The sequence below is a fragment of the Comamonas sp. E6 genome (assembly GCF_001010305.1).
Classification (GTDB): Bacteria; Pseudomonadota; Gammaproteobacteria; order Burkholderiales; family Burkholderiaceae_C; genus Comamonas; species Comamonas thiooxydans.
The window spans coordinates 41896-65128 of record NZ_BBXH01000010.1; the positions used below are offsets into that span (position 1 = coordinate 41896).

General features: G+C 61.9%; 22 protein-coding genes and 1 pseudogene. 9 read left to right on the forward strand and 14 right to left on the reverse strand.

Annotation, left to right across the window (positions count from 1 at the left end; all coding sequences use genetic code 11):
* Nucleotides 1-28: 28 nt before the first annotated feature.
* Nucleotides 29-340: a hypothetical protein gene (locus tag CSE6_RS09605; protein WP_012838997.1), complete on the reverse strand. Its 312-nt coding sequence runs from the start codon at nucleotides 338-340 to the stop codon at nucleotides 29-31.
* Nucleotides 341-570: 230 nt separating this feature from the next.
* Here CSE6_RS09605 and CSE6_RS09610 point away from each other — a divergent pair, with 230 nt between their 5' ends.
* The 4 genes from CSE6_RS09610 to CSE6_RS09625 are packed head-to-tail and all read left to right on the forward strand — an operon-like array spanning nucleotide 571 to nucleotide 2945.
* Nucleotides 571-1110 carry a GbsR/MarR family transcriptional regulator gene (locus CSE6_RS09610; protein WP_012838998.1) on the forward strand — a complete coding sequence of 180 codons (540 nt, stop codon included), beginning with the start codon at nucleotides 571-573 and terminating at the stop codon, nucleotides 1108-1110.
* A 47-nt stretch (nucleotides 1111-1157) separates the two neighbouring features.
* Nucleotides 1158-2042 (forward strand): NAD-dependent epimerase/dehydratase family protein, encoded by an 885-nt coding sequence (locus CSE6_RS09615; protein WP_059440410.1) that lies wholly within the window; start codon nucleotides 1158-1160, stop codon nucleotides 2040-2042.
* Nucleotides 2035-2472, forward strand: coding sequence for a DoxX-like family protein (locus CSE6_RS09620; protein ID WP_059440411.1), 438 nt, complete (start codon nucleotides 2035-2037; stop codon nucleotides 2470-2472). The genes CSE6_RS09615 and CSE6_RS09620 overlap by 8 nt, the downstream gene beginning before the upstream one ends.
* Nucleotides 2469-2945 (forward strand): DUF2269 domain-containing protein, encoded by a 477-nt coding sequence (locus CSE6_RS09625; RefSeq protein WP_012839001.1) that lies wholly within the window; start codon nucleotides 2469-2471, stop codon nucleotides 2943-2945. Before CSE6_RS09620 ends, CSE6_RS09625 begins: the two co-directional genes overlap by 4 nt.
* Nucleotides 2946-3053: 108 nt before the next feature.
* Here CSE6_RS09625 and CSE6_RS09630 read toward each other — a convergent pair whose 3' ends face one another.
* Together CSE6_RS09630 and CSE6_RS09635 are read right to left on the reverse strand one after the other, a co-directional pair.
* Entirely contained in the window at nucleotides 3054-4598 is a 1545-nt protein-coding gene (locus tag CSE6_RS09630; RefSeq protein ID WP_059440412.1) for a PAS domain-containing methyl-accepting chemotaxis protein, read from the reverse strand.
* Between the two features lie 196 nt (nucleotides 4599-4794).
* A complete protein-coding gene (locus tag CSE6_RS09635; RefSeq protein ID WP_059440413.1) occupies nucleotides 4795-5271 on the reverse strand; it encodes an Lrp/AsnC ligand binding domain-containing protein in 477 nt (158 codons plus the stop codon).
* 115 nt (nucleotides 5272-5386) lie between these two features.
* Here CSE6_RS09635 and putA point away from each other — a divergent pair, with 115 nt between their 5' ends.
* Entirely contained in the window at nucleotides 5387-9241 is a 3855-nt protein-coding gene (putA, locus tag CSE6_RS09640) for a trifunctional transcriptional regulator/proline dehydrogenase/L-glutamate gamma-semialdehyde dehydrogenase (RefSeq protein ID WP_059440414.1), read from the forward strand.
* Between the two features lie 299 nt (nucleotides 9242-9540).
* Here the strand turns inward: putA and CSE6_RS09645 are convergent, their stop codons facing one another.
* From CSE6_RS09645 to CSE6_RS09685, 9 genes are all read right to left on the reverse strand, one after another.
* Nucleotides 9541-9756, reverse strand: a complete 216-nt coding sequence (locus tag CSE6_RS09645) for a molybdopterin-binding protein (protein WP_003053517.1) — start codon at nucleotides 9754-9756, stop codon at nucleotides 9541-9543.
* Between the two features lie 347 nt (nucleotides 9757-10103).
* Nucleotides 10104-11036: a CysB family HTH-type transcriptional regulator gene (locus tag CSE6_RS09650; RefSeq protein ID WP_034356248.1), complete on the reverse strand. Its 933-nt coding sequence runs from the start codon at nucleotides 11034-11036 to the stop codon at nucleotides 10104-10106.
* A gap of 69 nt (nucleotides 11037-11105) precedes the next feature.
* The gene (locus tag CSE6_RS09655; protein ID WP_034406303.1) at nucleotides 11106-12104 is read right to left on the reverse strand and encodes an ATP-binding cassette domain-containing protein; all 999 of its coding nucleotides are present in this window, start codon (nucleotides 12102-12104) and stop codon (nucleotides 11106-11108) included.
* Between the two features lie 112 nt (nucleotides 12105-12216).
* Nucleotides 12217-13062, reverse strand: a complete 846-nt coding sequence (ssuC, locus tag CSE6_RS09660) for an aliphatic sulfonate ABC transporter permease SsuC (protein WP_034406305.1) — start codon at nucleotides 13060-13062, stop codon at nucleotides 12217-12219.
* A 10-nt stretch (nucleotides 13063-13072) separates the two neighbouring features.
* Nucleotides 13073-14266 (reverse strand): FMNH2-dependent alkanesulfonate monooxygenase, encoded by a 1194-nt coding sequence (gene ssuD / locus CSE6_RS09665; protein ID WP_034406307.1) that lies wholly within the window; start codon nucleotides 14264-14266, stop codon nucleotides 13073-13075.
* 23 nt (nucleotides 14267-14289) lie between these two features.
* The gene (locus CSE6_RS09670) at nucleotides 14290-15372 is read right to left on the reverse strand and encodes a sulfonate ABC transporter substrate-binding protein (RefSeq protein ID WP_034392968.1); all 1083 of its coding nucleotides are present in this window, start codon (nucleotides 15370-15372) and stop codon (nucleotides 14290-14292) included.
* A gap of 20 nt (nucleotides 15373-15392) precedes the next feature.
* Entirely contained in the window at nucleotides 15393-16415 is a 1023-nt protein-coding gene (locus CSE6_RS09675; protein WP_052088808.1) for a sulfonate ABC transporter substrate-binding protein, read from the reverse strand.
* A gap of 221 nt (nucleotides 16416-16636) precedes the next feature.
* On the reverse strand, nucleotides 16637-17233 hold the full coding sequence (gene ssuE, locus CSE6_RS09680) for an NADPH-dependent FMN reductase (RefSeq protein WP_034392970.1): 597 nt from the start codon (nucleotides 17231-17233) through the stop codon (nucleotides 16637-16639).
* A gap of 68 nt (nucleotides 17234-17301) precedes the next feature.
* The gene (locus CSE6_RS09685; protein ID WP_003066547.1) at nucleotides 17302-18333 is read right to left on the reverse strand and encodes a sulfate ABC transporter substrate-binding protein; all 1032 of its coding nucleotides are present in this window, start codon (nucleotides 18331-18333) and stop codon (nucleotides 17302-17304) included.
* Nucleotides 18334-18477: 144 nt separating this feature from the next.
* Between CSE6_RS09685 and CSE6_RS09690 the strand changes: the two genes are divergently transcribed.
* From CSE6_RS09690 to CSE6_RS09705, 4 genes and pseudogenes are all read left to right on the forward strand, one after another.
* On the forward strand, nucleotides 18478-18753 hold the full coding sequence (locus tag CSE6_RS09690) for an oxidative damage protection protein (protein WP_003053502.1): 276 nt from the start codon (nucleotides 18478-18480) through the stop codon (nucleotides 18751-18753).
* Nucleotides 18754-19094: 341 nt separating this feature from the next.
* The gene (locus CSE6_RS09695; RefSeq protein WP_034406310.1) at nucleotides 19095-20258 is read left to right on the forward strand and encodes a GGDEF domain-containing protein; all 1164 of its coding nucleotides are present in this window, start codon (nucleotides 19095-19097) and stop codon (nucleotides 20256-20258) included.
* A gap of 65 nt (nucleotides 20259-20323) precedes the next feature.
* Nucleotides 20324-21250: pseudogene (locus CSE6_RS09700) on the forward strand (IS5 family transposase).
* A gap of 275 nt (nucleotides 21251-21525) precedes the next feature.
* Nucleotides 21526-22251, forward strand: a complete 726-nt coding sequence (locus tag CSE6_RS09705; protein ID WP_034379843.1) for an FAD-dependent oxidoreductase — start codon at nucleotides 21526-21528, stop codon at nucleotides 22249-22251.
* 82 nt (nucleotides 22252-22333) lie between these two features.
* Here the strand turns inward: CSE6_RS09705 and CSE6_RS09710 are convergent, their stop codons facing one another.
* Both CSE6_RS09710 and CSE6_RS09715 read right to left on the reverse strand, forming a co-directional pair.
* Nucleotides 22334-22774, reverse strand: a complete 441-nt coding sequence (locus CSE6_RS09710) for a CopD family copper resistance protein (protein ID WP_034406313.1) — start codon at nucleotides 22772-22774, stop codon at nucleotides 22334-22336.
* Nucleotides 22771-23232 carry an Rrf2 family transcriptional regulator gene (locus CSE6_RS09715; protein WP_003066673.1) on the reverse strand — a complete coding sequence of 154 codons (462 nt, stop codon included), beginning with the start codon at nucleotides 23230-23232 and terminating at the stop codon, nucleotides 22771-22773. Before CSE6_RS09715 ends, CSE6_RS09710 begins: the two co-directional genes overlap by 4 nt.
* Nucleotide 23233: the final 1 nt, after the last annotated feature.

Here is a 23233-nt window from a genome sequence, read left to right on the forward strand (position 1 = left end):
CGCCGACTCTTGTCTGACAGCTATGCAATCAGAAGCGTTGCTCTTCACGCAGCCGGCGCTCGCGGCTATTGCGCGCCGCAGCAATCTGGGCGCGCTCGGCGATCAGGTTGACCTCGGTGGCACAGTTGTACTCGTCGAGCGAAAAAAACATGCGGGCTCCGGGGGCGAGTTGCGACACCGTCTGATGCAGGGGCAGAGACAGGTCAACCGGCGCCACATTGGAGCGATAGATCAGTTCGTTATTGGGTGCATAGACAAAATAGCAGGCAGCCGATGCGACCTGGGCCCCAGCACAGGCCGACAGAACCAAGGCGGCACGCAGGACGGATGCAGCGGTCATGAACTCTCCCTTCCCTGACGGGGCTCCATGCCCCTGTAATGCGGCTATTTTACGAGTAGCGACGCAGCGACCAGGTCGATGCGAAATTTCTTCATTGCAAGAAAATTGCTTGCCGCCATGCTCCCTATGCGCACAGCCTGCACAAACACCTTGTGGAGCCCGTTCGGGCATTCGCACGAATATAAATTTCTGTATTGACAGAAATTTCAAGCAAGACCACACTTCACCTCATGCAACTGAGTCCTATCGCTGAACGCTTTGTGCACCACTGGGGAGATATGGGCAACGCCTGGGGCGTGAACCGCACGGTGGCGCAAATTCATGCACTGCTGTTCTTTCATGGCCGTCCCCTCAATGCCGACGAAATCTGCGAAACCCTGGGCGCGGCACGCTCCAACGTCAGCAACAGCCTCAAGGAGCTGCTGAACTGGAACCTGATTCGCAGCAGCCGCAAGAGCGGCGACCGGCGCGAGTATTTCGAGACCTCGGCCGATGTCTGGGAGCTGCTGCGCACCATTGTGCGAGAGCGCAAGCAGCGCGAGTTCGACCCCACCAGCGCACTGCTGCGCGAATTGATCGCCCAGCCCGAATTCGAGCAGGAAACGCCCGATGCCCAGGACCGCGTGCACGAGACGCTGCGCCTCATGGATTCGCTGGGTATCTGGACCGACGAAATGCTGCGCCTGTCTCCAGCCACGCTGGACAAGATCCTGCGCCTTGGCGCCAGCGTCCAGCGCTTTGTCCGAGGCAAGGATGGCGGCAACGATTGAAGCCGAACTGAATTCTGTCAAGGCAGAAAATTGCAAAGGAGTAGCGTATGCGAGTTCTGATCTGCGGCGGCACAGGCTTTCTGGGCCGACATATCGTGAATGCGCTGGCCCTGCTGGACCACGACCCCGTGGTGCGCAGCCGCCACAGCCAGCCGCCTGTGGACTTTGGCGGCTGCACCACGGCCGAGGCATGGCTTGAGCATCTGCAGGGCATCGATGCCGTCATCAATGCCGTCGGCGCTCTGCGCGACAAGCCCGGTCAGGATCTGCAGACCCTGCACTCTCTTGCTCCCATTGCGCTGTTTGATGCCTGCGCCCAGGCCGGCGTGCGCCGCGTGGTTCAGGTCTCGGCTCTGGGTGCCGGCCAGAGCGGCACCCAGTACGCAAGCACCAAGCGCGCGGCCGACGAACATCTGCTGGCGCTGGGCAGACAAGGCGGGCTCCATCCCGTTGTCGTGCGCCCCAGCATCATCTTTGGCGCGGGCGGTGCCAGCAGCCAGTTGTTCCTGAACCTGGCCAGACTGCCCGTTCTGCTGCTGCCCGAACTCATGCGCAGCAGCCAGATTCAGCCCGTGGCCGTGCGCGATCTTGCCGAAGTGCTCGCGCATATGGCGACATCGGACACCGGCGAAGGTATCGTCGAAATCGGCGGCCCCCTGCCACTTTCGACAGAGGCCTTTATCGCCAGCCTGCGCGCCCAGATGGGTTACGGCCCGGCTTCGGTGCATGCCCTGCCCGACTGGATGAGCAAGGGCAGTGCCAGAGTCGGCGACCAGATACCAGCCCTGCCCTGGTGCAGCGAAACCATGGCCTTGCTGGAAAACGACAACGTTACCGATCCTCAGACCCTGGCCTCGCTGCTGGGGCGCCCCCCCGTGGCTCCGGATGCCATGCTGGCCACCTTGCCCAAGGAAGGCCGCCGCCATGCCTGAGTTGCAAAACGGCAGCAGACCCAACCCGCAGAAGCAAGCTGCCCAATTCATGCACGCGAGTCTGGTCGTCGTCTGGCTGGGCACGGCTTTGGTCAGCGCACTGGACTATTTCGGACTCTCGGGGCTCAACCACGAAGGTGCCCGCTTGCTGGACCAGGGCGGCATTGGCGATGCACGCTGGCAGGCACTGCTCATCTGGTCCGGCCTGCTGGCCGATTTGGCTCTGGGTCTGGGCTTGCTGCTGCGCCCCGGCCGCGCCATCTACCTGAGCGCCCTGCTGCTGATGACGGCCATGACCGTGATCGGCACGGCTCTTCAGCCCACGCTGTGGCTGCACCCTCTGGGGCCGCTGCTCAAGAACCTGCCCATCGCCGCCATGCTGTGGTTCTTGCTGCAAACAGACAACTCGTACAACAGGCTTGAATCATGAATACCTATCTGTTGCTCAAGACACTGCACATCCTCTCCAGCGTGCTGCTGGTCGGCACCGGCCTCGGCTCGGCCTTCTACATGTTCTTTGCCAACCGCAGCGGCTCGGTCGCCGCCCAGGCAGTGGTCAGCCGCCTTGTGGTGCGGGCCGACTGGTGGTTCACTACTCCCTGCGTCTTCATTCAGCCGGTCACGGGCATTGCCATGGCCTATCTCGCAGGCTGGCCGCTCACCACTCCCTGGCTCGCGCTTTCGCTCGGCCTGTATGCGCTGGCCGGCATCTGCTGGCTGCCCGTGGTCTGGCTGCAGATCCGCATGGCGGCGATGGCGACCCTGGCGCATAGCCAGAGCCAGGCCCTGCCGCCGCTTTTTCGGCAATACCAGTTGCGCTGGGAGGCCCTGGGCTATCCCGCCTTTGTGGCCATGGCCGGCACCTATTATTTGATGGTGAACAAGCCACAGCTCTGGGGCTGAGGCGTCTGCCATGATCGGCTCGCCCACACCTCGCTCATCAGGAAGGACGGCAGCCCGCTCATTGCAGCGATAGCGGCCATGCCGTCTCAACCTTTTGCGACTCGTCAGCTATCGAAACACACCAATCGCTTCCACAAGATTCTTCACCTGCCATTGCATGCTGCTGGAAGCCTGCGCCCCCTGGGTCACCAGCTGCGCGTTCTGCTGCGTCAGATAGTCCATGTCCGCCACCGACTTCCCGACCTGGCTGATCTCCTCGCTTTGTTCTCGCGTGGCCTTGCTGATCTCGGCAATGAAGTCCGCCACGCTGCGCGCCTGGGAGACGATGTCGCCGATATTGCTCCCCGCATCGCTGACCACCAGAGAGCCGGCCTCGATGGTGGCCGTGCTGGCCTGAATCAGCGCCTTGATCTCCTTGGCCGCATCGGCGCTGCGCTGCGCCAGGGCTCGCACCTCGCCGGCAACGACGGCAAACCCCCTGCCATGCTCGCCCGCGCGGGCAGCCTCCACGGCCGCATTCAGCGCCAGCAAATTGGTTTGAAAGGCAATGCTGTCAATCACGCCGACGATGTCGGCAATGCGGCGGGAGTTGGCCGTGATCGACTCCATGGTGGAGACGATCTGATCCATGGACTGGCCCCCGCGCAAGGCCGCCGCGCTGGCTTCGCTGGCCAGCACGCCGGCTTTTTGCGCCGTATCGGCGCTGGACTGAACCCGGGCCGTGATTTGCTCCATGGAGGCCGAGGTCTGGGCCACATTCACCGCCAGTTGCTCCGTCTGCCCGTGCAGATAGCTGTTGCCCTGCTCGATTTCGTTACAGGCCTGCTGAACATTGAGCGCCTGCTGGTTCACATCGTCCACCAGCCAGCGGAACATGAGACCGATCTGGTTGACCGTGCGCAGCGTGGTGCCGATTTCATCCGAGCGCTGCAAGTATTCCGTCTGCCGGTTGTTGCCGGTTGCCACGTTCAGCGACTGACGCTTGAGCAGCTCCAGCGGCGTGGCGAACTGACTCTCGAGCAACAGCGTCATCACCATCAGGGCCACCGTCATGAAGGCCGCCATCGACAGGAACTGCATCTGGCTTTGAGCCAGCAGCCAGGCCCCAAGCACCAGGGCGCCCCACAAGGCCAGCGCGTTCAGGCGAATGCGCCGGCGCACCCCCATGTGCCGCCAGATCGACAGCAGCTTCCCCAGCCCTTTCTTGGAGACTATGCCTTTGTGCAGTTCGGGGGCTGAACCGCCCTTGTCGTGCATGGACTCATACAGCTTTTGCGCCGCCTCGACCTCTTTGCGCTCAGGCTGGGTACGCACCGACATATAGCCCTTGGGCTTGTCATTGCGGATGATGGGAATGGCATTGGCCCGAACCCAGTAGTGGTCCCCGTTCTTGCGCCGGTTCTTGACCAGTGCGCTCCAGGGCTCGCCGCTTTTGAGGGTGGCCCACATGTCGGCAAAGGCGGCCGGGGGCATGTCCGGGTGGCGCACCAGATTGTGCGTCTGGCCGAGGATCTCTTGCGGCTCGAAGCCGCTGACCTCCATGAACGCCTGATTGGCATATTTGATGTAGCTCTCCGTGTCCGTGGTGGACATCAGAGTCGCGTGCTCATCAAAGCTGTACTCCCGCTGTGTCACTGGTGCATTGACTCTCATAGATGCCGCTTTTTGGTCATTAATCGAGAAAAACTGCACAGCTTGTGCCGCAGCCTTCACTGCAGCAACCACCTCTGTGTGTATCAATTATTTACATGTTTTTTGCGGCCCATCTATTCCTGAAAAAGCAGTTGTTGCTAGCCTGCGTCAACGCAGATACAGAATCCTGAACTCTTCATTCAAACGCGCTTTTCTCCTACAGAGGCAGCCGCGCATCATCCTTGATCTCCTCCATCACCGCATAGGTTCTGGTCTCGCGCACGCCCGGAAGCTGCCACAGCACCCGGCCCGCGAAGTCACGGTAGGCCGCCATATCGGCCATGCGGGTCTTAAGCAGATAGTCAAACCCCCCTGCCACCATATGGCACTCCATGATGGCCGGGTAAGCCAGCACGGCGGCCTTGAATTCGTCAAACACATGGGGCGTGGTGCGGTCCAGCAGCACCTCAACAAATACCGTCATGCCCACGCCCAGCTTCTGCGGGTTCAGCCGCGCTTCGTAGCCCAGGATGTAACCATCGCGCGTAAGCCGGGCCACACGGGCCTGTACGGCCGTGGGCGACAGCGCCACCTGCTCTGCCAGACGCAGATTGGAGATACGCCCATCGGTTTGCAGAATTGCCAGTATTTTTCGATCAATCCTGTCGATATCCACTTCTGAAGCATCCTTCATTGGTGAATTCCTCTTTTTAATTCACTCAATATAGTGATTCATTTTTCGAAAAACCAGCAATGATTTTCCCTATGTAGACAGCTGCGTCCGCGCCGCTTGCAATGCAGCTGTGAACATGGTGAAGGCCGCGCACCCGCTCGCGTCCAGGCTCTACGACACCTGCACAGACATGCCGACTTTCACTGCGCTGCCAGATTCCAGCCGCCCTGCCGATGAACTGCGTCAAGCCATCAGTTGCGCCACCCGCATGGCCGAGTCCGATGCCGTGGCCCGGCTGCTGCCTGCCGCCACGCTGCCGCCCGCCCAGGCTGCCCAGGTCGCTGCCCATGCGCAAAAGCTGGTCGAGCAACTGCGCGCCCAACCCGCCAGCACTGGGCGCCAGGGGCTGGTGCAAGGTCTGCTGCAGGAGTTTTCGCTGTCCTCGCAGGAAGGCGTGGCACTGATGTGCCTGGCCGAAGCCTTGCTGCGCATCCCCGATGCGGCTACCCGTGATGCACTGATCCGCGACAAGCTGCGCGGCGGCGACTGGCAGGCTCATCTGGGCAAGAGCCCCTCGCTCTTTGTCAATGCAGCTGCCTGGGGACTGGTGGTCACCGGAAAGCTGGTCGATACGCATAGCGAGTCAGGCCTGCTCGCGGCGCTCAAACGCATCACAGCCAGGGGCGGCGAGCCGCTGGTGCGCAAGGGCGTGGACATGGCCATGCGCCTGATGGGCGAGCAGTTTGTGATGGGCGAGACCATTTCCCAGGCTCTGGAGCGCGCTCGCGAACTGCAGGCCAGAGGCTTTCGCTATTCCTACGACATGCTCGGCGAGGCCGCACTCACCGCAGAGGATGCGCAGCGCTACATGCAGTCCTATGTGAATGCGATTCATGCGATCGGCAAGGCCGCTGGCGGCGAGGGCGTCTATGAACGGCCGGGCATTTCCATCAAGCTCAGCGCCCTGCACCCGCGCTACAGCCGCGCGCAATGGCAGCGCGTGATGAACGAGCTGCTGCCGCGCGTGCTGCAACTGTGCGAGCTGGCACGCAGCTATGACATAGGGCTCAATATCGACGCAGAAGAAGCCGACCGCCTGGAGCTGTCGCTGGACCTGCTCGAACAATTGGCCCACGCCCCCGGCCTGGCAGGCTGGAGCGGCCTAGGCTTTGTGATTCAGGCCTACCAAAAACGCTGCCCCTATGTGATCGACTATCTGATCGACCTGGCCCGTCGCAGCAAGCGCCGTCTGATGGTGCGCCTGGTCAAGGGCGCGTACTGGGACAGCGAAATCAAGCGCGCCCAGGTCGACGGTCTGAGCGACTACCCGGTCTACACCCGCAAGCACCACACCGATGTGGCCTATATTGCCTGCGCTCGCAAGCTGCTGGCAGCACCCAGCGCCATCTACCCGCAATTCGCCACCCATAACGCCCAGACAGTGGCCAGCATCGAATCCCTGGCCGGTGCCCAGCCCTACAGCGCCGGACGTTACGAGTTTCAATGCCTGCACGGCATGGGCGAGCAGCTCTACCTGCATGTGGTCGAGGCCGAAGACAAGGCCGCACGCCGCCCCTGCCGCATCTATGCTCCCGTGGGTACGCACGAGACACTGCTGGCCTATCTGGTTCGCCGCCTGCTGGAAAACGGCGCCAACAGCTCATTCGTGCACCGCATCGCCAACCCCGACTGGCCCATCTCTGATTTGATAGCAGCCCCCGCAGACCAGACCTTGGCTGAGGGTCAACCGAATCCCCAAACCCGAGCCGGGGTGGAGACACTGATTGCGGTCGATGACATAGGCCTGCCCCACCCGCGTATAGTGCTGCCGCGCGAGCTGCTGGGTGAACAGCGCCGCAACTCCTCTGGTCTGGACCTGAGCGATGACGGTGTGTTGGGCGCTCTGTCTCAAGCGCTTGCGCAAAGCCGGCCTGCACAACTTCGCCAGGGTGTCCATGCCGTGCATGCCGCCGACGCCATCGGCACAGCCATAACCAACCCGGCCAGCCATCAGGAGTTGCTGGGCTATGTCAGCGATGCCGGGCCCGCGCAGATTCAGCAGGCAATGCAGGCGGCCGCACAGGCCCAGCCCGCCTGGCAAGCCAGCTCGGCCGAGCTGCGCGCCAGTCTGCTGCAGACCGCAGCCGAGCTCTTTGAAACGCAGATGCAGCCGCTGATGAGCCTGCTGATGCGCGAAGCCGGCAAGACTGCGGCCAATGCCGTGTCCGAGGTGCGCGAGGCCGTGGACTTTCTGCGCTATTACGCGGCTCAGATTCTGCGGCAGGCCGATGCGGATCTGCTCGCCCCCGGCATAGGCCCTGTGGTCTGCATCAGCCCCTGGAATTTTCCACTGGCCATCTTCACTGGCCAGGTCGCAGCCGCCCTGGGCGCTGGCAATGTGGTGCTGGCCAAGCCCGCCGAGCAAACCCCGCTGATCGCCCTTGAAGCCGTGCGCCTGCTGCATCAGGCCGGCATTGCGCCAGACGTGCTGCAATTGCTGCCCGGCCGGGGCGAGACCGTGGGCGCCGCGCTGGTGGCCGATGCGCGCGTGGCAGGCGTGCTGTTCACCGGCTCCACCGAGGTGGCGCGACTGCTGGCTCTGCAGACCGCCGCCAGGCTGCGCCCCGACGGCCAGCCTGTGGTGCTGGTGGCCGAGACCGGCGGCCAGAACGCCATGCTGGTCGACTCATCCGCCCTGGTCGAGCAAGCCGTGCAGGACATTGCTGCATCCGCCTTTGACAGCGCGGGCCAGCGCTGCTCGGCTCTGCGCCTGCTGTGCGTGCAAAACGACTGCGCCGACCGGCTGCTGGCCATGCTGCGCGGTGCCATGCAAGAGCTGCATTGCGGCAACCCGGCCGAGCTGGCCACCGATGTGGGACCCGTGATCGATGCCGATGCCAAGACTGGTATCGAGCGACATATCGCCAGACTCAGGGCTCTGGGTCTGCGCATCCATCAATCGCCGCTGAGCCCGGAAACTGCCGCACAAGGGCATTTTGTGGCGCCCACGCTGATCGAGCTGCCCGATCTGCATCAGCTCAAGCGCGAAGTCTTCGGCCCCGTACTCCATGTACTGCGCTATCAAAGGCGCGAGTTGCCGCAGTTGCTGGAGCGCATCAATGCCCTGGGCTACGGCCTGACCATGGGATTGCACACGCGCATCGACGAAACCGTGCAGCAGGTCGCCCAGGCGGCACATGTTGGCAATCTGTATGTGAATCGCAATATGGTGGGGGCCGTGGTCGGTGTTCAGCCCTTTGGCGGCGAGGGGCTGTCGGGCACCGGCCCCAAGGCCGGCGGCCCCCTGTATCTGCCGCGCCTGCAGCAGACACCCGGCTCGCCCCTGCGTTTGCTCAGTCTGCTGCTGCATCAATCCGGAGAGCTACAGGCACAGGCAAGCGCCACGTCCGTCACGGCAGCAGCGGCGACCGCCTTGCAGCAACTGGGCCACTGGGCCAGGCAGCATGGTGAGGCCATCGTCAGCCACGATTGCGAGCGCCTGCAATCGGCCCTGCCCGATCTGCATGCCGCGCGTCTGCTGCCCGGCCCCACAGGCGAGCGCAATCTCTACCAGTTGCTTGGCAAGCCGCGCACACTGTGCCTGGCACAGGAGAGAACCATGCTGCTGCTGCAACTGGCTGCAGCACTGGCCTGCGGCTCGCAAGCCCTGTGGCTACCCGGCCCGCTAGGCACCGCAGTTCACGGCAAGCTGCCAGATGCACTGCGCCTCCATGTGCGGCTGCTGCCTGCCGAGCTCAGCGTCGAGGAAATTGCAGAAACCGAGCCCATGGATGCAGCACTGCTGGAATGCGACGCCCCCCAATTTCTGCGCTGGGCGCAGGCCTTGGCAAGGCGACCAGGCCCGTTGGTACTGCCCACACGCTGTGTGACAGGCCAACCCATCCGGCTGGAGCGACTCTGGCATGAACGCGCTCTATCGCACAACACGGCGGCAGCGGGCGGCAATGCGGCATTGATGACGCTGGAATAGGCAAGCCCCCTGAGGCGCTTTGCGCCTTCCCCCTCTCTACTTCGCGGCGGGGCCGCCAAGGCCCTTGCTTGCTGTCCACGGCTTAGGCCATGCCTGTTTGGCACTGTGCGCCCGATGCTCACCATGTCCCTCAGAACCGCTAACACTCCCCAGCAAACCGCAGGCTTGCCATTGAGACCAGGCGCGAAGCCGCAAGGCGAAGCAACGACATATCAAGGGTGGTATTAGCGGATCCCAAAAAGAAAGCACCCAGCGCAAGCAGTACCTGCGCTGGGTGCTCTTTTGAGAGCAAATGAGATTTACAGCTTGGCGATGGACACCTCTGTGGACTTGACCAGAGCGACAACCTCCGAGCCCACCGCCAAGCCCAGATCATTGACCGAGCGTGTGGTGATCACCGAAGTGACGATGCCCCAGGGCGTTTCCACATCCACTTCCGAGACCACGTCACCGCGGATGATTTCCTTGACCTTGCCCTTGAACTGATTGCGTACGTTGATGGCTTGAATGGACATACAAAATTCTCCTGAGAAGTCATGAAGGTTCTGAAAAACAGTGTTTGCTGCACTGCATGAAAACAATTCTGAAACCTTCTTCAAAAAACTCAAAAGAATAAAAACAAAAATTTTTATATCAAAAACATCTTATGAAAATAAGCGACCGTAGCGTGGCACAAGCCTGCGCGGCCATGCATCGCGCAGCAGTCCGATCGCGCGGATGACAAGGACGCCCAACACCACGATATGGCTGCGCAAAAAGTTCGAGACATTGAGCACCACCTGTGCCAGCCCCTGCTGCACAGTCGCCCCATGTAGTGCAATACCAGGGGCTTGAAGCTCTTTCGGGAGGTTCGAGTTGAAATTCAGTCTTCGGCAGATTGCAGTGCCGCACGCACCACCTGGGGCGTCAGCGTAGGCACAAAGCTCTCGATGAAGGCATAGGCATAGCCACGCAGCCAGGCATCGCGGCGCAGAGCCAGGCGTGTGAGATTGACCTCGAACAGATGACGGGCATCGATAGCGCGCAGATGGCGGTCGCGCTCGGCATCGAAAGCGATGGAGGCAATGATGCCCACACCCATGCCCAGCTCCGCATAGGTCTTGATTACATCAGCATCCATGGCGGTGAGCACCACATCGGGCACCAGCCCGGTCGCCGCAAACGCCTTGTCGATATGGGCACGCCCCGTGTAACCCTGCTCGTAGGTGATGATGGGGTGGCGCGCCAGCGCCTCCAATGTCAGTGCTCCGTCCGTATCGAGCAGTTCATGGCCGGGCGGCACGACCACGCTGTGCGACCAGCGGTAGCAAGGCAGGGTCACCAGATTCTCATAGCTGCCCAGCGCCTCGGTGGCCACGCCGATATCGGCCTCACCCGAGAGCAGCATCTCGGCCACCTGGCGTGGCGAGCCCTGATGCAGATGCAGCGAAACCTGGGGGTAGAGCCTGCGGAAATCGCGCACCACCTGGGGCAAGGCATAGCGTGCCTGGGAATGCGTGGCAGCAATCGACAGGCCACCACGCTCGCTGGCGTGGAAGTCCTCGCCCGCGCGACGCAGATTGTCGGCCTCGAGCAGCATGCGCTCGACAATAGGCAGCAAGGCCGTGCCGGGCGGCGTCAGCCCCGTCAGGCGCTTGCCGGCGCGCACAAAGATATCGATGCCCAACTCCTCCTCGAGCTCGCGAATCTGCCGGCTCACACCGGGCTGCGAGGTGTGGAGCATGGCCGCCACCTCGGTCAGATTGAAGCCACGCCTTGCCGTTTCCCGGACCGAACGCAGTTGCTGAAAATTCATATCTTGATGGCAGGCGGCACAGCTTATGGCTGCGCCAGCCGCCTGTTTCTCTTTGTTTTCGTTGGATGCTCAAATCGCCCAGCGCAGACCCGTAGCCGGCACGCCAGGCCAGCTCGGCAATCCGGTTGGCTGTTCTGACTCGGGCTTTTGCAGCACGCGATCCAGAATGCGTGTCTCCAGCGCGGCAAAGCGGGCATCGCCATGCACACGCGGACGCGGCAAATCGATGCGCTCGTCGAGCGCAATGCGCCCATCCTCGATCAGCACCACGCGGTCGGCCAGGGCCACGGCCTCCTGTACATCGTGCGTGACCAGCAAGGCCGTGAAGCCATGACTGCGCCACAGACCTTCGATGAGGCGGTGCATCTCGATGCGCGTCAGCGCATCGAGAGCGCCCAGCGGTTCATCGAGCAGCAGCAGTCGCGGCTGGTGAACCAGGGCACGGGCCAGGGCTACGCGCTGGCGCTGGCCGCCAGACAGCCGCGCCGGCCATTCGTTTTCGCGATCAGCCAGTCCTACCTGCGCCAGCACCTTGCGGCCGCGCTCGCGTGCCGAATCGGGCAACCCCAGAATCACGTTGTCCAGCACCCGCTTCCAGGGCAGCAGACGCGCGTCCTGAAACATGATGCGCGTATCCCTGTTCTGCCGGCGCTGCTCGCGCGCATCGCCCGCATCGATCAGTAGCTGCCCGGCACTGGCCTCTTCCAGCCCGGCCACAAGGCGCAGCAAGGTGGACTTGCCGCAGCCGCTGCGCCCAACGATGGCGATGAACTCGCCGGGCCGGACATCGAGCTGCACCTGTTTGAGCACTTCCCGCTCGCCATAGCGCTTGGTCAGCTGCAGCGTCTGCAGATGCACACCCTGGGCCGCTTTCTGCTGCACATCCGGCTGCTTGCTGCTGCCCTGCTGCTCTTCTTCTGCATCCTTGGTCCGCTGCCACAGCTTTCCACTCGCCTGCAAGGCCTCGGCCTCGTCCCAGGAAGCCTCCCAGGCCACCAGCGGCTGACGCGCATTCAGCGCACCCGCACCCACCAGCGACTGCGTCAAACGATTCCACAAACTACTCATCACCAACTCCCGTCTTTGTCTGTTCAAAACTGGCGCAGCACATGCGCGTGACAGCGAGCAAGCGCCGCCGCGCAGCGAGGCTGTCGTCCCCTGGGGGAAGCCGCAATGCGGCTCAGGGGGCTCCATAGCTCGGATGCCAGCGCAGCCACCAGCGCTCCAGCGAACGGGCAAACACATCGGCCAGCTTGCCCAGGATTGCGTAGAGCAAGATGCCCACAAGCACCACATCGGTCTGCAGAAATTCACGCGCATTCATGGTCAGGTAGCCGATGCCCGCCTGGGCCGAGATGGTCTCGGCCACGATCAGAATCACCCACATCAGCCCCAGCGAAAAACGCAAGCCCACGAGGATGGAAGACAGCGCTCCCGGCAAGACGATGTCGCGATACAGCTGCCAGCGCGTGAGGCCATAGCTGCGGCCCATCTCGATCAGACCAGGGTCCACGTTGCGAATGCCGTGAAAGGTGTTCAGATAGATGGGAAAGAACACCGAGACGCTGATCAGAAACAGCTTGGCCGATTCGTCGATACCGAACCACAGAATGACCAGCGGAATCAGCGCCAGCGCAGGGATGTTGCGCACCATCTGGATCGTGGAATCGAGCAGCGTCTCGGCCCAGCGCAGCGAGCCTGTGAGCAGCCCCAGCAGCAAGCCCAGGCTGCCGCCAATGGCCAGCCCCGCCAGCGCACGCCCGGCACTGACCTTGACATGGGTCCATAACTCGCCCGACTCTGCCAGAGCCCAGGCTGCACGCAACACATCCAGCGGTGCGGGCAGCACCCGTGTGGACAGCCAGCCATAGGCCGATGCGGCCTGCCAGGCAGCGATCAGCGCGACCGGCAACAGCCAGGGCAGCAGCCGCAAAGCGAACTGACGCGCCAGCAACTCAAGGCGCGGCACCGGCGGGCTTGCAGGCTGGGCAGCGGATTGCAAGGTCAGCGTTTGAACATCACTCATACACTCTCCTTCAGCTTTGCGACACTCGGACCTGCTCGCGCTCTGGAGCGGCGGCTCGCGGCGAGTACAGATTGGCCACGGTCTCGCCGAACGGGCCGCCGGGGTTGCCACCGCCGAGCTTTTCCTGCACGTTGACGGGCAGCAACGGGAAGACCAGCTCGGCAAAGCGATAGGCTTCCTCGAGATGCGGGTAGCCCGAGAGCACAAAGGTGTCTATGCCCAGATCGGCATATTCCTTGATACGGTCGGCCACAGCCTGGGCGCTGCCCACCAGGGCCGTGCCCGCACCGCCACGCACCAGACCCACACCGGCCCATAGATTGGGGCTGATCTCCAGGTCCTTGCGGCTGCGCTTGGTGCCGCCCGCATGCAGCTGGGCCATGCGGCGCTGGCCTTCGGAATCCATGCGCGCAAACGCAGCCTGGGCCTGCACCACAGTCTCGTCCTTGAGGCGGCTGATCAATCGCTCGGCGTCGGCCCATGCCTCCTCATCGGTCTCGCGCACGATCACATGCAGACGGATGCCGAACTTGACCTGGCGGCCACGGCGATCGGCCTTCTCGCGCACATCGGCAATCTTTTTGGCGACTTCGGCCGGTGGCTCGCCCCAGGTCAGATAGGCATCGACCTGCTCTGCCGCCAGCTCGTGGGCGGCAGGCGAAGAGCCGCCGAAATACACGGGTGGATAGGGTTTTTGCAGCGGCGGGAACAGCAGCTTGGCACCCTTGACCTGCAGATGCCGACCTTCGAAATCCAGCGACTTTCCCTCATGGCTGCGTGCCAGAATCTCGCGCCAGATCTCGATGAACTCGGCCGATTGTTCATAGCGCGTCGCATGATCGAGAAACACGCCATCGCCCTCCAGCTCGGCCTGATCGCCGCCGGTGACCAGATTGATCAGCAGCCGCCCGCCGGAAAGCCGGTCGAAGCTGGCGGCCATGCGAGCAGCCAGGCTGGGCTGATGCAGGCCGGGACGCACGGCCACCAGGAACTTGAGGCGCTTGGTGACGGGCAGCAGGCTGGACGCCACTACCCAGGGATCTTCGCAGGAGCGGCCCGTGGGAATCAGCACGCCTTCGTAGCCCAGGCTGTCGGCCGCCACAGCCACCTGCTTGACATAGTCATGGCTCAGCTGGCGTGCGCCTTCGCTGCTGCCCAGGTAGCGGGCATCACCATGGGTGGGAATGAACCAGAACACTTGCATGACGAAATCTCCTTGAACCTGACTTAGAACCTGGATGCCACGGAGGGCGTGATGGATGAAGCGGCGGGGCTCGCCTGGCCATGGCCGGCATATTCAGCCGCCGTGGGCTGCCAGACGATGTCGGCCACCTTCACCTGGCGTGGAATCACGCCCAGACGAAAAAAGGTATCGGCCACGCGCTGCTGCTCGACCACGATGGCGGGATTGAGCAGCGTGGTCGGCGAGCTGGGCCTGCGGCCGATAAAGCGGCTGACCACATTCGCATCCAGCCCGCTGAAAGCAGCCAGCAGTTGCACGGCCTCCTTGCGCGAGGTCTGCACCAGCTGATCGGCGCGCGTGAGCTCGTCGAACAAGGCCTTGATGAGCTGGGGATGGTGCTCAACCAGGCCGCGCGAGGCCAGATAGAAAGAGTTGTTGCCCGACAGCCCTTCACCGCTGGTCAGCACGCGCGGCCGGATGCTCAGCTCGGTGGCCGCATAAAACGGGTCCCAGATGGCCCAGGCATCGACGCTGCCGCGTTCGAAAGCGGCACGCGCATCGGCCGGTGCCAGATACACGGGCTGAATGTCGGCCCAGGCAATACCTGCCTTGTCCAGCGCACGCACCAGCAGGTAATGGGCGCTTGAGCCTTTTTGCAGCGCCACGCGCCTGCCTTTGAGGTCGGCCAGGGTTTTCAGCGGCGAATCGGCGAGCACCAGAATGGCCGAGCTTTCAGGCTTGGGCGGCTCGGCCCCTACATAGCGCAGCTCCTTGCCCGCGGCCTGGGCAAACACGGGCGGCGAATCGCCGGTCAGGCCAAAGTCCAGGCTTCCGGCCGACAGCGCCTCCAGCAACTGCGGCCCGGCTGGAAACTCCAGCCAGCTGATCTTGGTGCCTGGAAAGCGCTTTTCCAGAATGCCATGCTGCTTGAGCACGACCAGATTGACGGCCGACTTCTGATAGCCGATGCGCAACTGGGCCGGAGCCGCAATAACCGGCCCAGGCTGGGCCAGTGCATCGTTGGCGTAATGCGCGGCAAGGGTCCAGCTGAAAGCCGTGGTGCCCAGCAGTTGCAGTGCCTGGCGACGGCCGCGATGGAAACGGGGTGAAGAGGATGCTGAACTCATGGCAATGACCTTTTCATGAATCAGCGGCTGGCCAGCAAGTCCACAGGCGCGGCATGCAGCAAATTGAGCTTCTTGGGGATCAGCTTGAGATCGAAGAAGGTGTCTGCAATCTTTTGCTGCTCACCCAGGATTTCGGCATTCACGGCCTTGGTGCCGAACTCGGTACGGCTCAGGTACAGCTCGGTCACCGCGGTGTCCAGGCCCAGGATCTGAGACAGCTCGGCCGCTGCTGCGCTCTTGTTCTTGCTGGCCCAGGCATCGATGGCGGCAATTTCCTCGATCGCGATGCGCAGCACATCGGCATTGCGGCTCGCATAGTCACGCGAGGTGAAGTAGTAGGCACGGTTGTTGACCACGCCCTTGGCATCGGCCAGCAGGCGTGCATCCAGAGCCTTCTGGGCCGAGGCCAGGAACGGGTCCCAGATCACCCAGGCATCGACCGAGCCCTTCTCGAACGCGGCCCGCGCATCGGGAGGGGCCAGAAAGACCGACTGCACATCGCCGTACTTGAGGCCATGCTTTTCCAGCAGCTTGACCAGGAAGTAATGAACGTTGGAGCCCTTGTTGTAGGCAATGCGCTTGCCCTTGAGGTCGGCCACGCTGCGGATCGCCGAGCCCTTGGGCACGATCACCGCTTCCAGGCCGGGGCGCGCCACCGTGGCACCCGCATAGACCAGGGACGCACCGGCGGCCTGGGCAAAGATGGGCGGTGCCTCGCCCACATCGCCAAAGTCGATCGAGCCGACATTGAGCGCTTCCAATTGCACAGGTCCGGCATTGAATTCAACCCAGCGCACGGCCACGCCCAGCGGGCTCAGGCGCTTTTCCAGGGTGCCGCGATTCTTGAGAATCGACAGCCAGCCTTTTTGATGGCCCACGCGCAGCACGCGCTGCCCGCCTGCCGTGCCATTGCTCTGCTGCGCATGCAGTCCGCCCGAGGCCAGCGCCAGCGCCGAAGCTGCCGTACCCGCCAGCCACTGACGGCGTGTGGTGTTCAGCAATTGCGACGAAATGACGACAGAAGTGTTGTTGCGATCGGTCATGAGAAATCAATCCTTGGAGCTTGCAGTCCACACACTTCAGGCGCACCTTTGGCCTGATTTCAGGCGCAACTCAGCCTTCGCAGTGCGGGAACTGCTATCAAAAACAGAGACATGGAGAAATGGGCACCGCCCCATCAGTGAGGCAGCAAGCAAGGGGCGCCCCGCAGCGATGCTGCCGTCCCCTCGGGGGAAGCCGCGTAGCGGCTCAGGGGGGCGCTAGTTCAAACGCTACATCGCACGTCGGCAAACGCGATGCTTTCAAAGTCATTGGCTGCGGCCCATTGGGCACTGCGGCGCAGATCGGTGGCCAGCAACTGGGCGGCATCCTCGACGCGCTCGGCAATCTCGGGGGCCAGGCCATAACCGCCTTCAGGCAGCAGTGGCACCCCCTGATCGGTGGCATAGATGCCCGGCAGTATGTGGCGCGCGCCAAGCGACTGCAGCACGGGGCGCAGCGCGTAGTCCAGCGCCAGCATATGGTGAGGGCTGCCGCCAGTGGCCAGAGGCAGGACCAGCTTGCCCTTGAGCGCCGTCTGTGGCAGCACATCGAGAAACACTTTGAGCAGGCCGCTGTAGGCAGCCTTGTAAACGGGTGTGGCCACCACCACCGCGTCGGCACGGGCCACTCTATCGGTCACGGCACGAATCTCGGAGTGATCGAAGCGGGCATGCAACAGGGCTGCGGGGTCCAGCTGGTTGAGCTGCAGCACGGGCTCGGTGCTCAGGCCCTGTGCCTGCAGGCGGGCAGCCACGGCATTGAGCAAGGCACTGGAGCGCGAAGGCTGCGAGGGACTACCGGCAATCAGCAAAATCGACATGGCTTGGCTCTATCTTTTTGTCATTGCAAAGACAGGAGCACTCATCGCGCTCCCATCCTGCGTTTCGCTTATTTCTTGGTGTAGATCTGGTCGAAGCTGCCGCCATCGGCGAAGTGAGCCTTGTCTGCCGCTGCCCAGCCGCCAAAGGCCTTGTCGATGGTGAACAGCTCCAGCTTGGGGAACTGGCCGGCAAACTCGGCGGCCACCTTGGCATCGGTCGGACGGTAGAAGTTCTTGCCGGCGATGCGCTGGGCCTCCTCGGAGTACAGATACTTCAGATAGGCCTCGGCCACGGTGCGCGTGCCCTTTTTATCGACCACCTTGTCGACCACGGCCACCGAAGGCTCGGCCAGGATGGACAGCGAAGGTGCGACGATCTGGAACTTTTCTGGGCCGAACTCCTTGAGCGCCAGATAGGCCTCGTTCTCCCAGGCCAGCAGCACATCGCCCAGACCGCGCTGCACAAAGGTCACGGTGGAGCCACGCGCGCCCGTATCCAGCACGGGCACGTTCTTGTAGAGCTTGGTGATGAAATCCTTGGCCTGTGCATCGCCGCCGTATTTGCGCTTGGCAAATTCCCAGGCCGCCAGATAGTTCCAGCGTGCACCACCCGAGGTCTTGGGGTTGGGCGTGATCACCTGGATGCCGGGCTTGACCAGATCGTCCCAGTCCTTGATGCCCTTGGGATTGCCCTTTTTGACCAGGAACACGATGGTGGAGCTGTAGGGCGCGCTGTTGTGCGGCAGGCGCTTTTGCCAGTCGGCCTTGACATTGCCGTTCTTGACCAGGGCGTCGATATCGCCTGCAAGGGCCAGCGTGGCCACATCGGCCTCAATGCCGTCGATGATGGAACGCGCCTGCTTGCCCGAGCCGCCATGCGACTGCTTGATGGTCACATCCTGGTTCTGCGCAGCCTTCCAGTGCTTGGCAAACGCCTGGTTGTAGTTCACATACAGCTCGCGTGTGGGGTCGTAAGAAACGTTGAGCAGCTGCACGCCGGTTTGTGCAAAAGCAGGCAATGTGGGCAGAGCCGAGAGGGTCAAGCCAGCAATCAGACCGGCAGCCAGAGGAAACTTGATAAAGTTGCGACGATTTTTCATTGGACTGTGTTCTTGGAGTGAATGGTTAACGGGCTTCTGCCCCCGTTGCTGTGCATTCTTGAGCCGCATTCTTAAAACTCAAACTACTAAGATTTCAGTTTGTTATTACCTAAACATCTGAAATCAACCAAGAGGACCCTACACATGGCACGTACCGTTCACTGCATCAAGCTTGGTCAAGACGCTGAAGGCCTGGATTTCCCTCCTGCCCCTGGCGAGCTGGGCAAGCGTATCTATGAAAGCGTGAGCAAGCAGGCCTGGGCCGACTGGCTCAAGCACCAGACCATGCTGATCAATGAAAACCGTCTGAACCTAGCCGATGCCCGCGCCCGCCAGTATCTGGCTCGTCAGATGGAAAACCATTTCTTTGGCGGCGGAGCCGATGCTGCTGCCGGCTATGTGCCTCCCAGCGCCGAGTAAGTTCTTCTGACTCGGACACCAAGCCCCGTGGCCCTGCCCCGGGGCTTTTTCATGTGTGAATTCGCAGCCGTAGCGGCGATGTCGCACGGCCGCTCCGCGTGTGCCCGGGTCACCGAGGACGGCCTGCCGATCGCGGCGGGAGCTGCGTCGGACATCCTCTCCTTATGCCCGGCTCCATCCGTTAATTCCTCCCGGTGACCCAGCCCACAAGAGATACTTGAAAATCCGCATCCTGCGACAATTCGCCTCGCGTGCGGCCCGTTCCATTTCAATCAATGCCACGGCCCCGACCGTCGCCCCCGAGCAGCTGATCGGCTCCCCCGCTGACACATCCATCGTCCATGGTTCTCGATCCCTTCACCCTGCTCGTCCTCTCCGCGGCCATGGCCGCAGCCTCGGCGCTGTACCTGGCTGCGGAATGGAGCAGCGTCCGCGAACGCTCGCTACTACTCTGGAGCGCGGGGTTTGCGATCATCGCCGTGGGCAGCGTGCTGGCCCTGCTGCGTTCCAGTGGCTATGTGTTGTTCGGCATCTGGTTCCCGAACGGCTTGCTGATCTCAGCCCATTGGCTGTTCCTGGTTGGCGTTGCCGGATTCACACGCACTAGGCTGCCGCGCACCTGGTGGCTGCTGGCCGTCGTTTGGCTGGCGATGCTGTTTCTGCCCGACGGGCCCTGGTGGTCCAAGACGATGCTGGGCATCCAGTCGCTGATGATTGCCGTCATCACCTTGCGCGCCGGCCTGCTGCTGCGCCCGCACGGCGCGGCGCTGAGTGTGGGTGCGGCGCAGCTGCGCTTCGTCCTGCTGGCACACGGCCTGTTCTACCTGGCCAAGGCCGGTTCGGCCGTGGCACCGGACGCTTTCGTCAACCTGGCCAGTTTCCGAGGCGCGGTGATTCTGGTCTCGCTGGTAGAAGGCGTAATGGCGATCATGCTGCTCGCGATGTCCATGACCGGCACCGAGCGCCATCGCCGCGAAGAGCGCATCGCACAGATCGCCGCCCGCGATCCGCTGACCGCCCTGGACAACCGCCGAGCGCTCTATCTGCGCGCACCCGAGCTGCTGCGGCAGGCCTCGCCAGCCAGCCCAGGCGCCCTGCTGCTGATCGACATTGACCACTTCAAGCAGGTCAACGACCTACACGGTCACGATGCCGGCGACCGCCTGCTGGTGACCCTGAGCGACCTCATCCGAGGCTTGCTGCCCCACGGCGCACAGGCCGCGCGACTGGGCGGGGACGAATTCGTGATTCTGCTGCGCAGTGTCTCCGGTGCCGTCGCACAGGAGCTGGGACAGAACCTGCGCGAGTCGTTCGCGCAGCAGGCGCGCGCCATGTTCGCAACGCCGGAGCCAGTGTCCCTGAGCATCGGTGCAACCTTGTTCGACCAGCCCGAGACCGAGCTGTCACATTGGCTCAAGCGGGCCGACGAAGCCCTCTACGCATCGAAGCGCAAGGGACGGGACCGGATGGAACTCGCCCCGCTTCTGCCAGGGCGGTCGCAATGATGCACCCTAGCCTCGACAGGGCGTTGTTGCATAAATAGCTATGCCGCCAGCCGTAGGCTTGCTGCATGATCCCAGCCAACAAACCTCGCTACCAAACCACGAACTGGAAACAGTACAACGCGGCACTCAAGGCACGTGGTTCACTGTCAGTTTGATTGGACAAGCACATGGCCTGGTTTGCCGCTGGCAGCGGCAAACGCGGACGTAGTCCGAAGTTCTCTGATGCTGCCATCCAGTTTTGCTTGACCCTTAAAAACTTGTTTGGCTTGGCGCTGAGGCAAACCACTGGTTTGGTGGAGTCGGTGCTTCAACTGTGCGGCCTTGCATGGCCAGTGCCCGACTTCAGCACCCTGTGCAGGCGACAGCGAGATTTGAATGTCCAGATTCCGTACTCTCGCAGCAAAGCAGGCTTGCACCTTCTGGTTGACTCAACAGGAATCAAGTTTCTGGGTGAAGGCGAATGGAAGTGCAAAAAGCACGGTGCCGAATATCGCCGTCAGTGGCGTAAGTTGCACATAGGCATCGATGCCGACACCTTGCAGATTCGGGCAATCTGTGTGACGAGCAACAACGTCAGCGATGCCTCAGTGCTCTGCGATTTTTTGGAACAATTGCCACCAGATGAAGCACTTAAAAGTCTTACTGGTGATGGTGCTTACGATACACAGCCCGCCTACGAAGCGGTCATCAGGCGCGGGGCTATACCCCTCATTCCTCCACGCAAGAATGCACGAGTGCGCAGGGGAACAGTTTTTGAACACCGCAATGCAGCTATTGCTGTGTGCAGGCGCTTGGGACGCAGTATCTGGAAACGCTGGATTGGCTACCACCGGCGAAGTCTGGTGGAAACGAAGATGAACTGCATCAAAAGACTGGGTGAGCGAGTGATGTCTCGCACCTTTGAACGCCAAGTCAACGAGCTGCACATCCGAGCAGCCATATTGAATCGATTTACTGAACTGGGCCGTCCTCAGACGGCAGCCGTGGCATAGCCACGGCCGGGGTATGGGGTCACTCGCCTCAAACTGGATTTATGCAACAACGCCTCTTTGAGTTAAACGGCTACAGCCAGCCTAGGCCTCCCGTTCGCGGCCTTGTGCTGAACGGGGCTGCTTCTGGCCAAACGCCGCCATAACAGGCTGAGGTGGTCGGTTCAATGAGAACACCCAATTCGACCCGTTTCTCACGGTGGGTATCGATTGGCAGGAATATTTGCTCCATTGGACGCATCCAATGTGTAGATCCATTGATTGCGAAGGAGTGAATCATGGGCATAGAGCACAGCAAAATCCTCGAGTGCGAAGAGGTTGCACAGGGTACGATGGCATTCCATCTCGCCAAACCGGCGGGGTTTGATTTCCGCCCTGGACAGGCGTTTGAAATCCAGCTGCCGGGCGCGCTCCCAGGGGAAAGCAAAGAGGAGCGATGTCACGCATTCTCCATTGTCAGCGCGCCACACGAGAGTGAATTGGTGTTTGCCACGCGGATGAGGGACAGCGTTTACAAACGCGCTTTGGGAGCTCTACCCGTAGGTGCAGAGTTGGATATCGATGGACCATTTGGTTCGCTGACCTTGCATAAAAACACGGCGCGAGCGGGTGTGCTCATCGCCGGTGGGATTGGCGTGACGCCGTTCATGAGCATGCTGCGAAACGCTGCAGTGCAGCAGTCACAGCAGGATTTGCTTCTGCTGTATTCCAATCGTCGTCCAGAAGATTCGGCATTTCTCTCTGAGCTTCAAGCTCTCGAAAAGAAGAATCCAAAATTCCGGCTCAAGGCCACCATGACGGATATGGCGCACTCTGCCGTGGATTGGAGTGGTGATACACAAACGATCGATAGAGAGTGGCTCCAGCAGGCCATTGAGGGCTTGGCTAATCCGATCTTTTATGTTGCTGGCCCACCTTCCATGGTGGCGGCAATGCAGCAGTTGCTGTTATCAGCCGGCATTGATGAGGACGATGTTCGTAGTGAGGAGTTCTTTGGATATTGATTTGGCAGACTTTCCCCCTTGATCAGGATGAGTCTGCCATGACGCATTTGGATGCAGCCGCTTGGCATACTTGGCCAGGCTCTTACCAGTGCAGATAGAACATGGCCTTGGCCAGCAAGACAATGAGCAGCACATGGCAGAACACGCTCAGATGCAATCGGTGCGAGCGTCGCCCATTAAGTTGTCCTTTGCGGCGCCACCACATGGCGCTGGCGAAGTGCGCAAGCACGCTAAGCGCCAGCGCAATCTTGAGCACCATCAGCATGCCTGTACTGCTGGCCAATGGGTGCGCCAGTACCGAGCGGTGCTGCCAGGCCAAGCCTGCTCCCGCAAAATACAGCACTAGCAACACCCAGGGCATGACGGCGGTGGCGCGTGTCCCCAGCGCCTGCTCCACGGGGAGCATGTGCTGCTTCGGCACTCGGCTGTGCACGTTGGCCAGCAGCACGACTTCGAAGAACACTGTGCCTGCAAACGCCACGGCGGCCAGCAGGTGTAGTGTGATCAGCAGGCCATAGCTCATGTCTGGGCCTTCTCTCTTGACAGTCGTATGGCAGGAATCAACGGCACTGCGCTGACAGACGTTGGCGGTATCAGGTCCGCAAGAGTGAAGCCATCTAGATGCGCCATGAAGCTGTGCAAAGCTCCTTGCAACATGCCAGCGAGGCGACAGTCGCCGGTCAGCGTGCACCGGTTGTCGTTGCCGAAGCATTCCACCAGCGTGAAGTCGGACTCTAGTCCACGTATCACTGTACCGATATGGATCTGCTTAGGTTCACGGGCGAGGCGCATGCCGCCTCCCTTGCCACGTACCGTCTCTATCCACCCCTGCAGGGCCAGCTGATGCGTCACTTTCATCAGATTTGCCTCGGAAATGCTGTAAGCCTGCGCCACCTCGGAAATCGTGCATAGGCGCTCTGGCCGCTGGGCCACATGCATGAGCAGCCGCAGCGCATAGTCGGTCATCAGGGTTAGACGCATT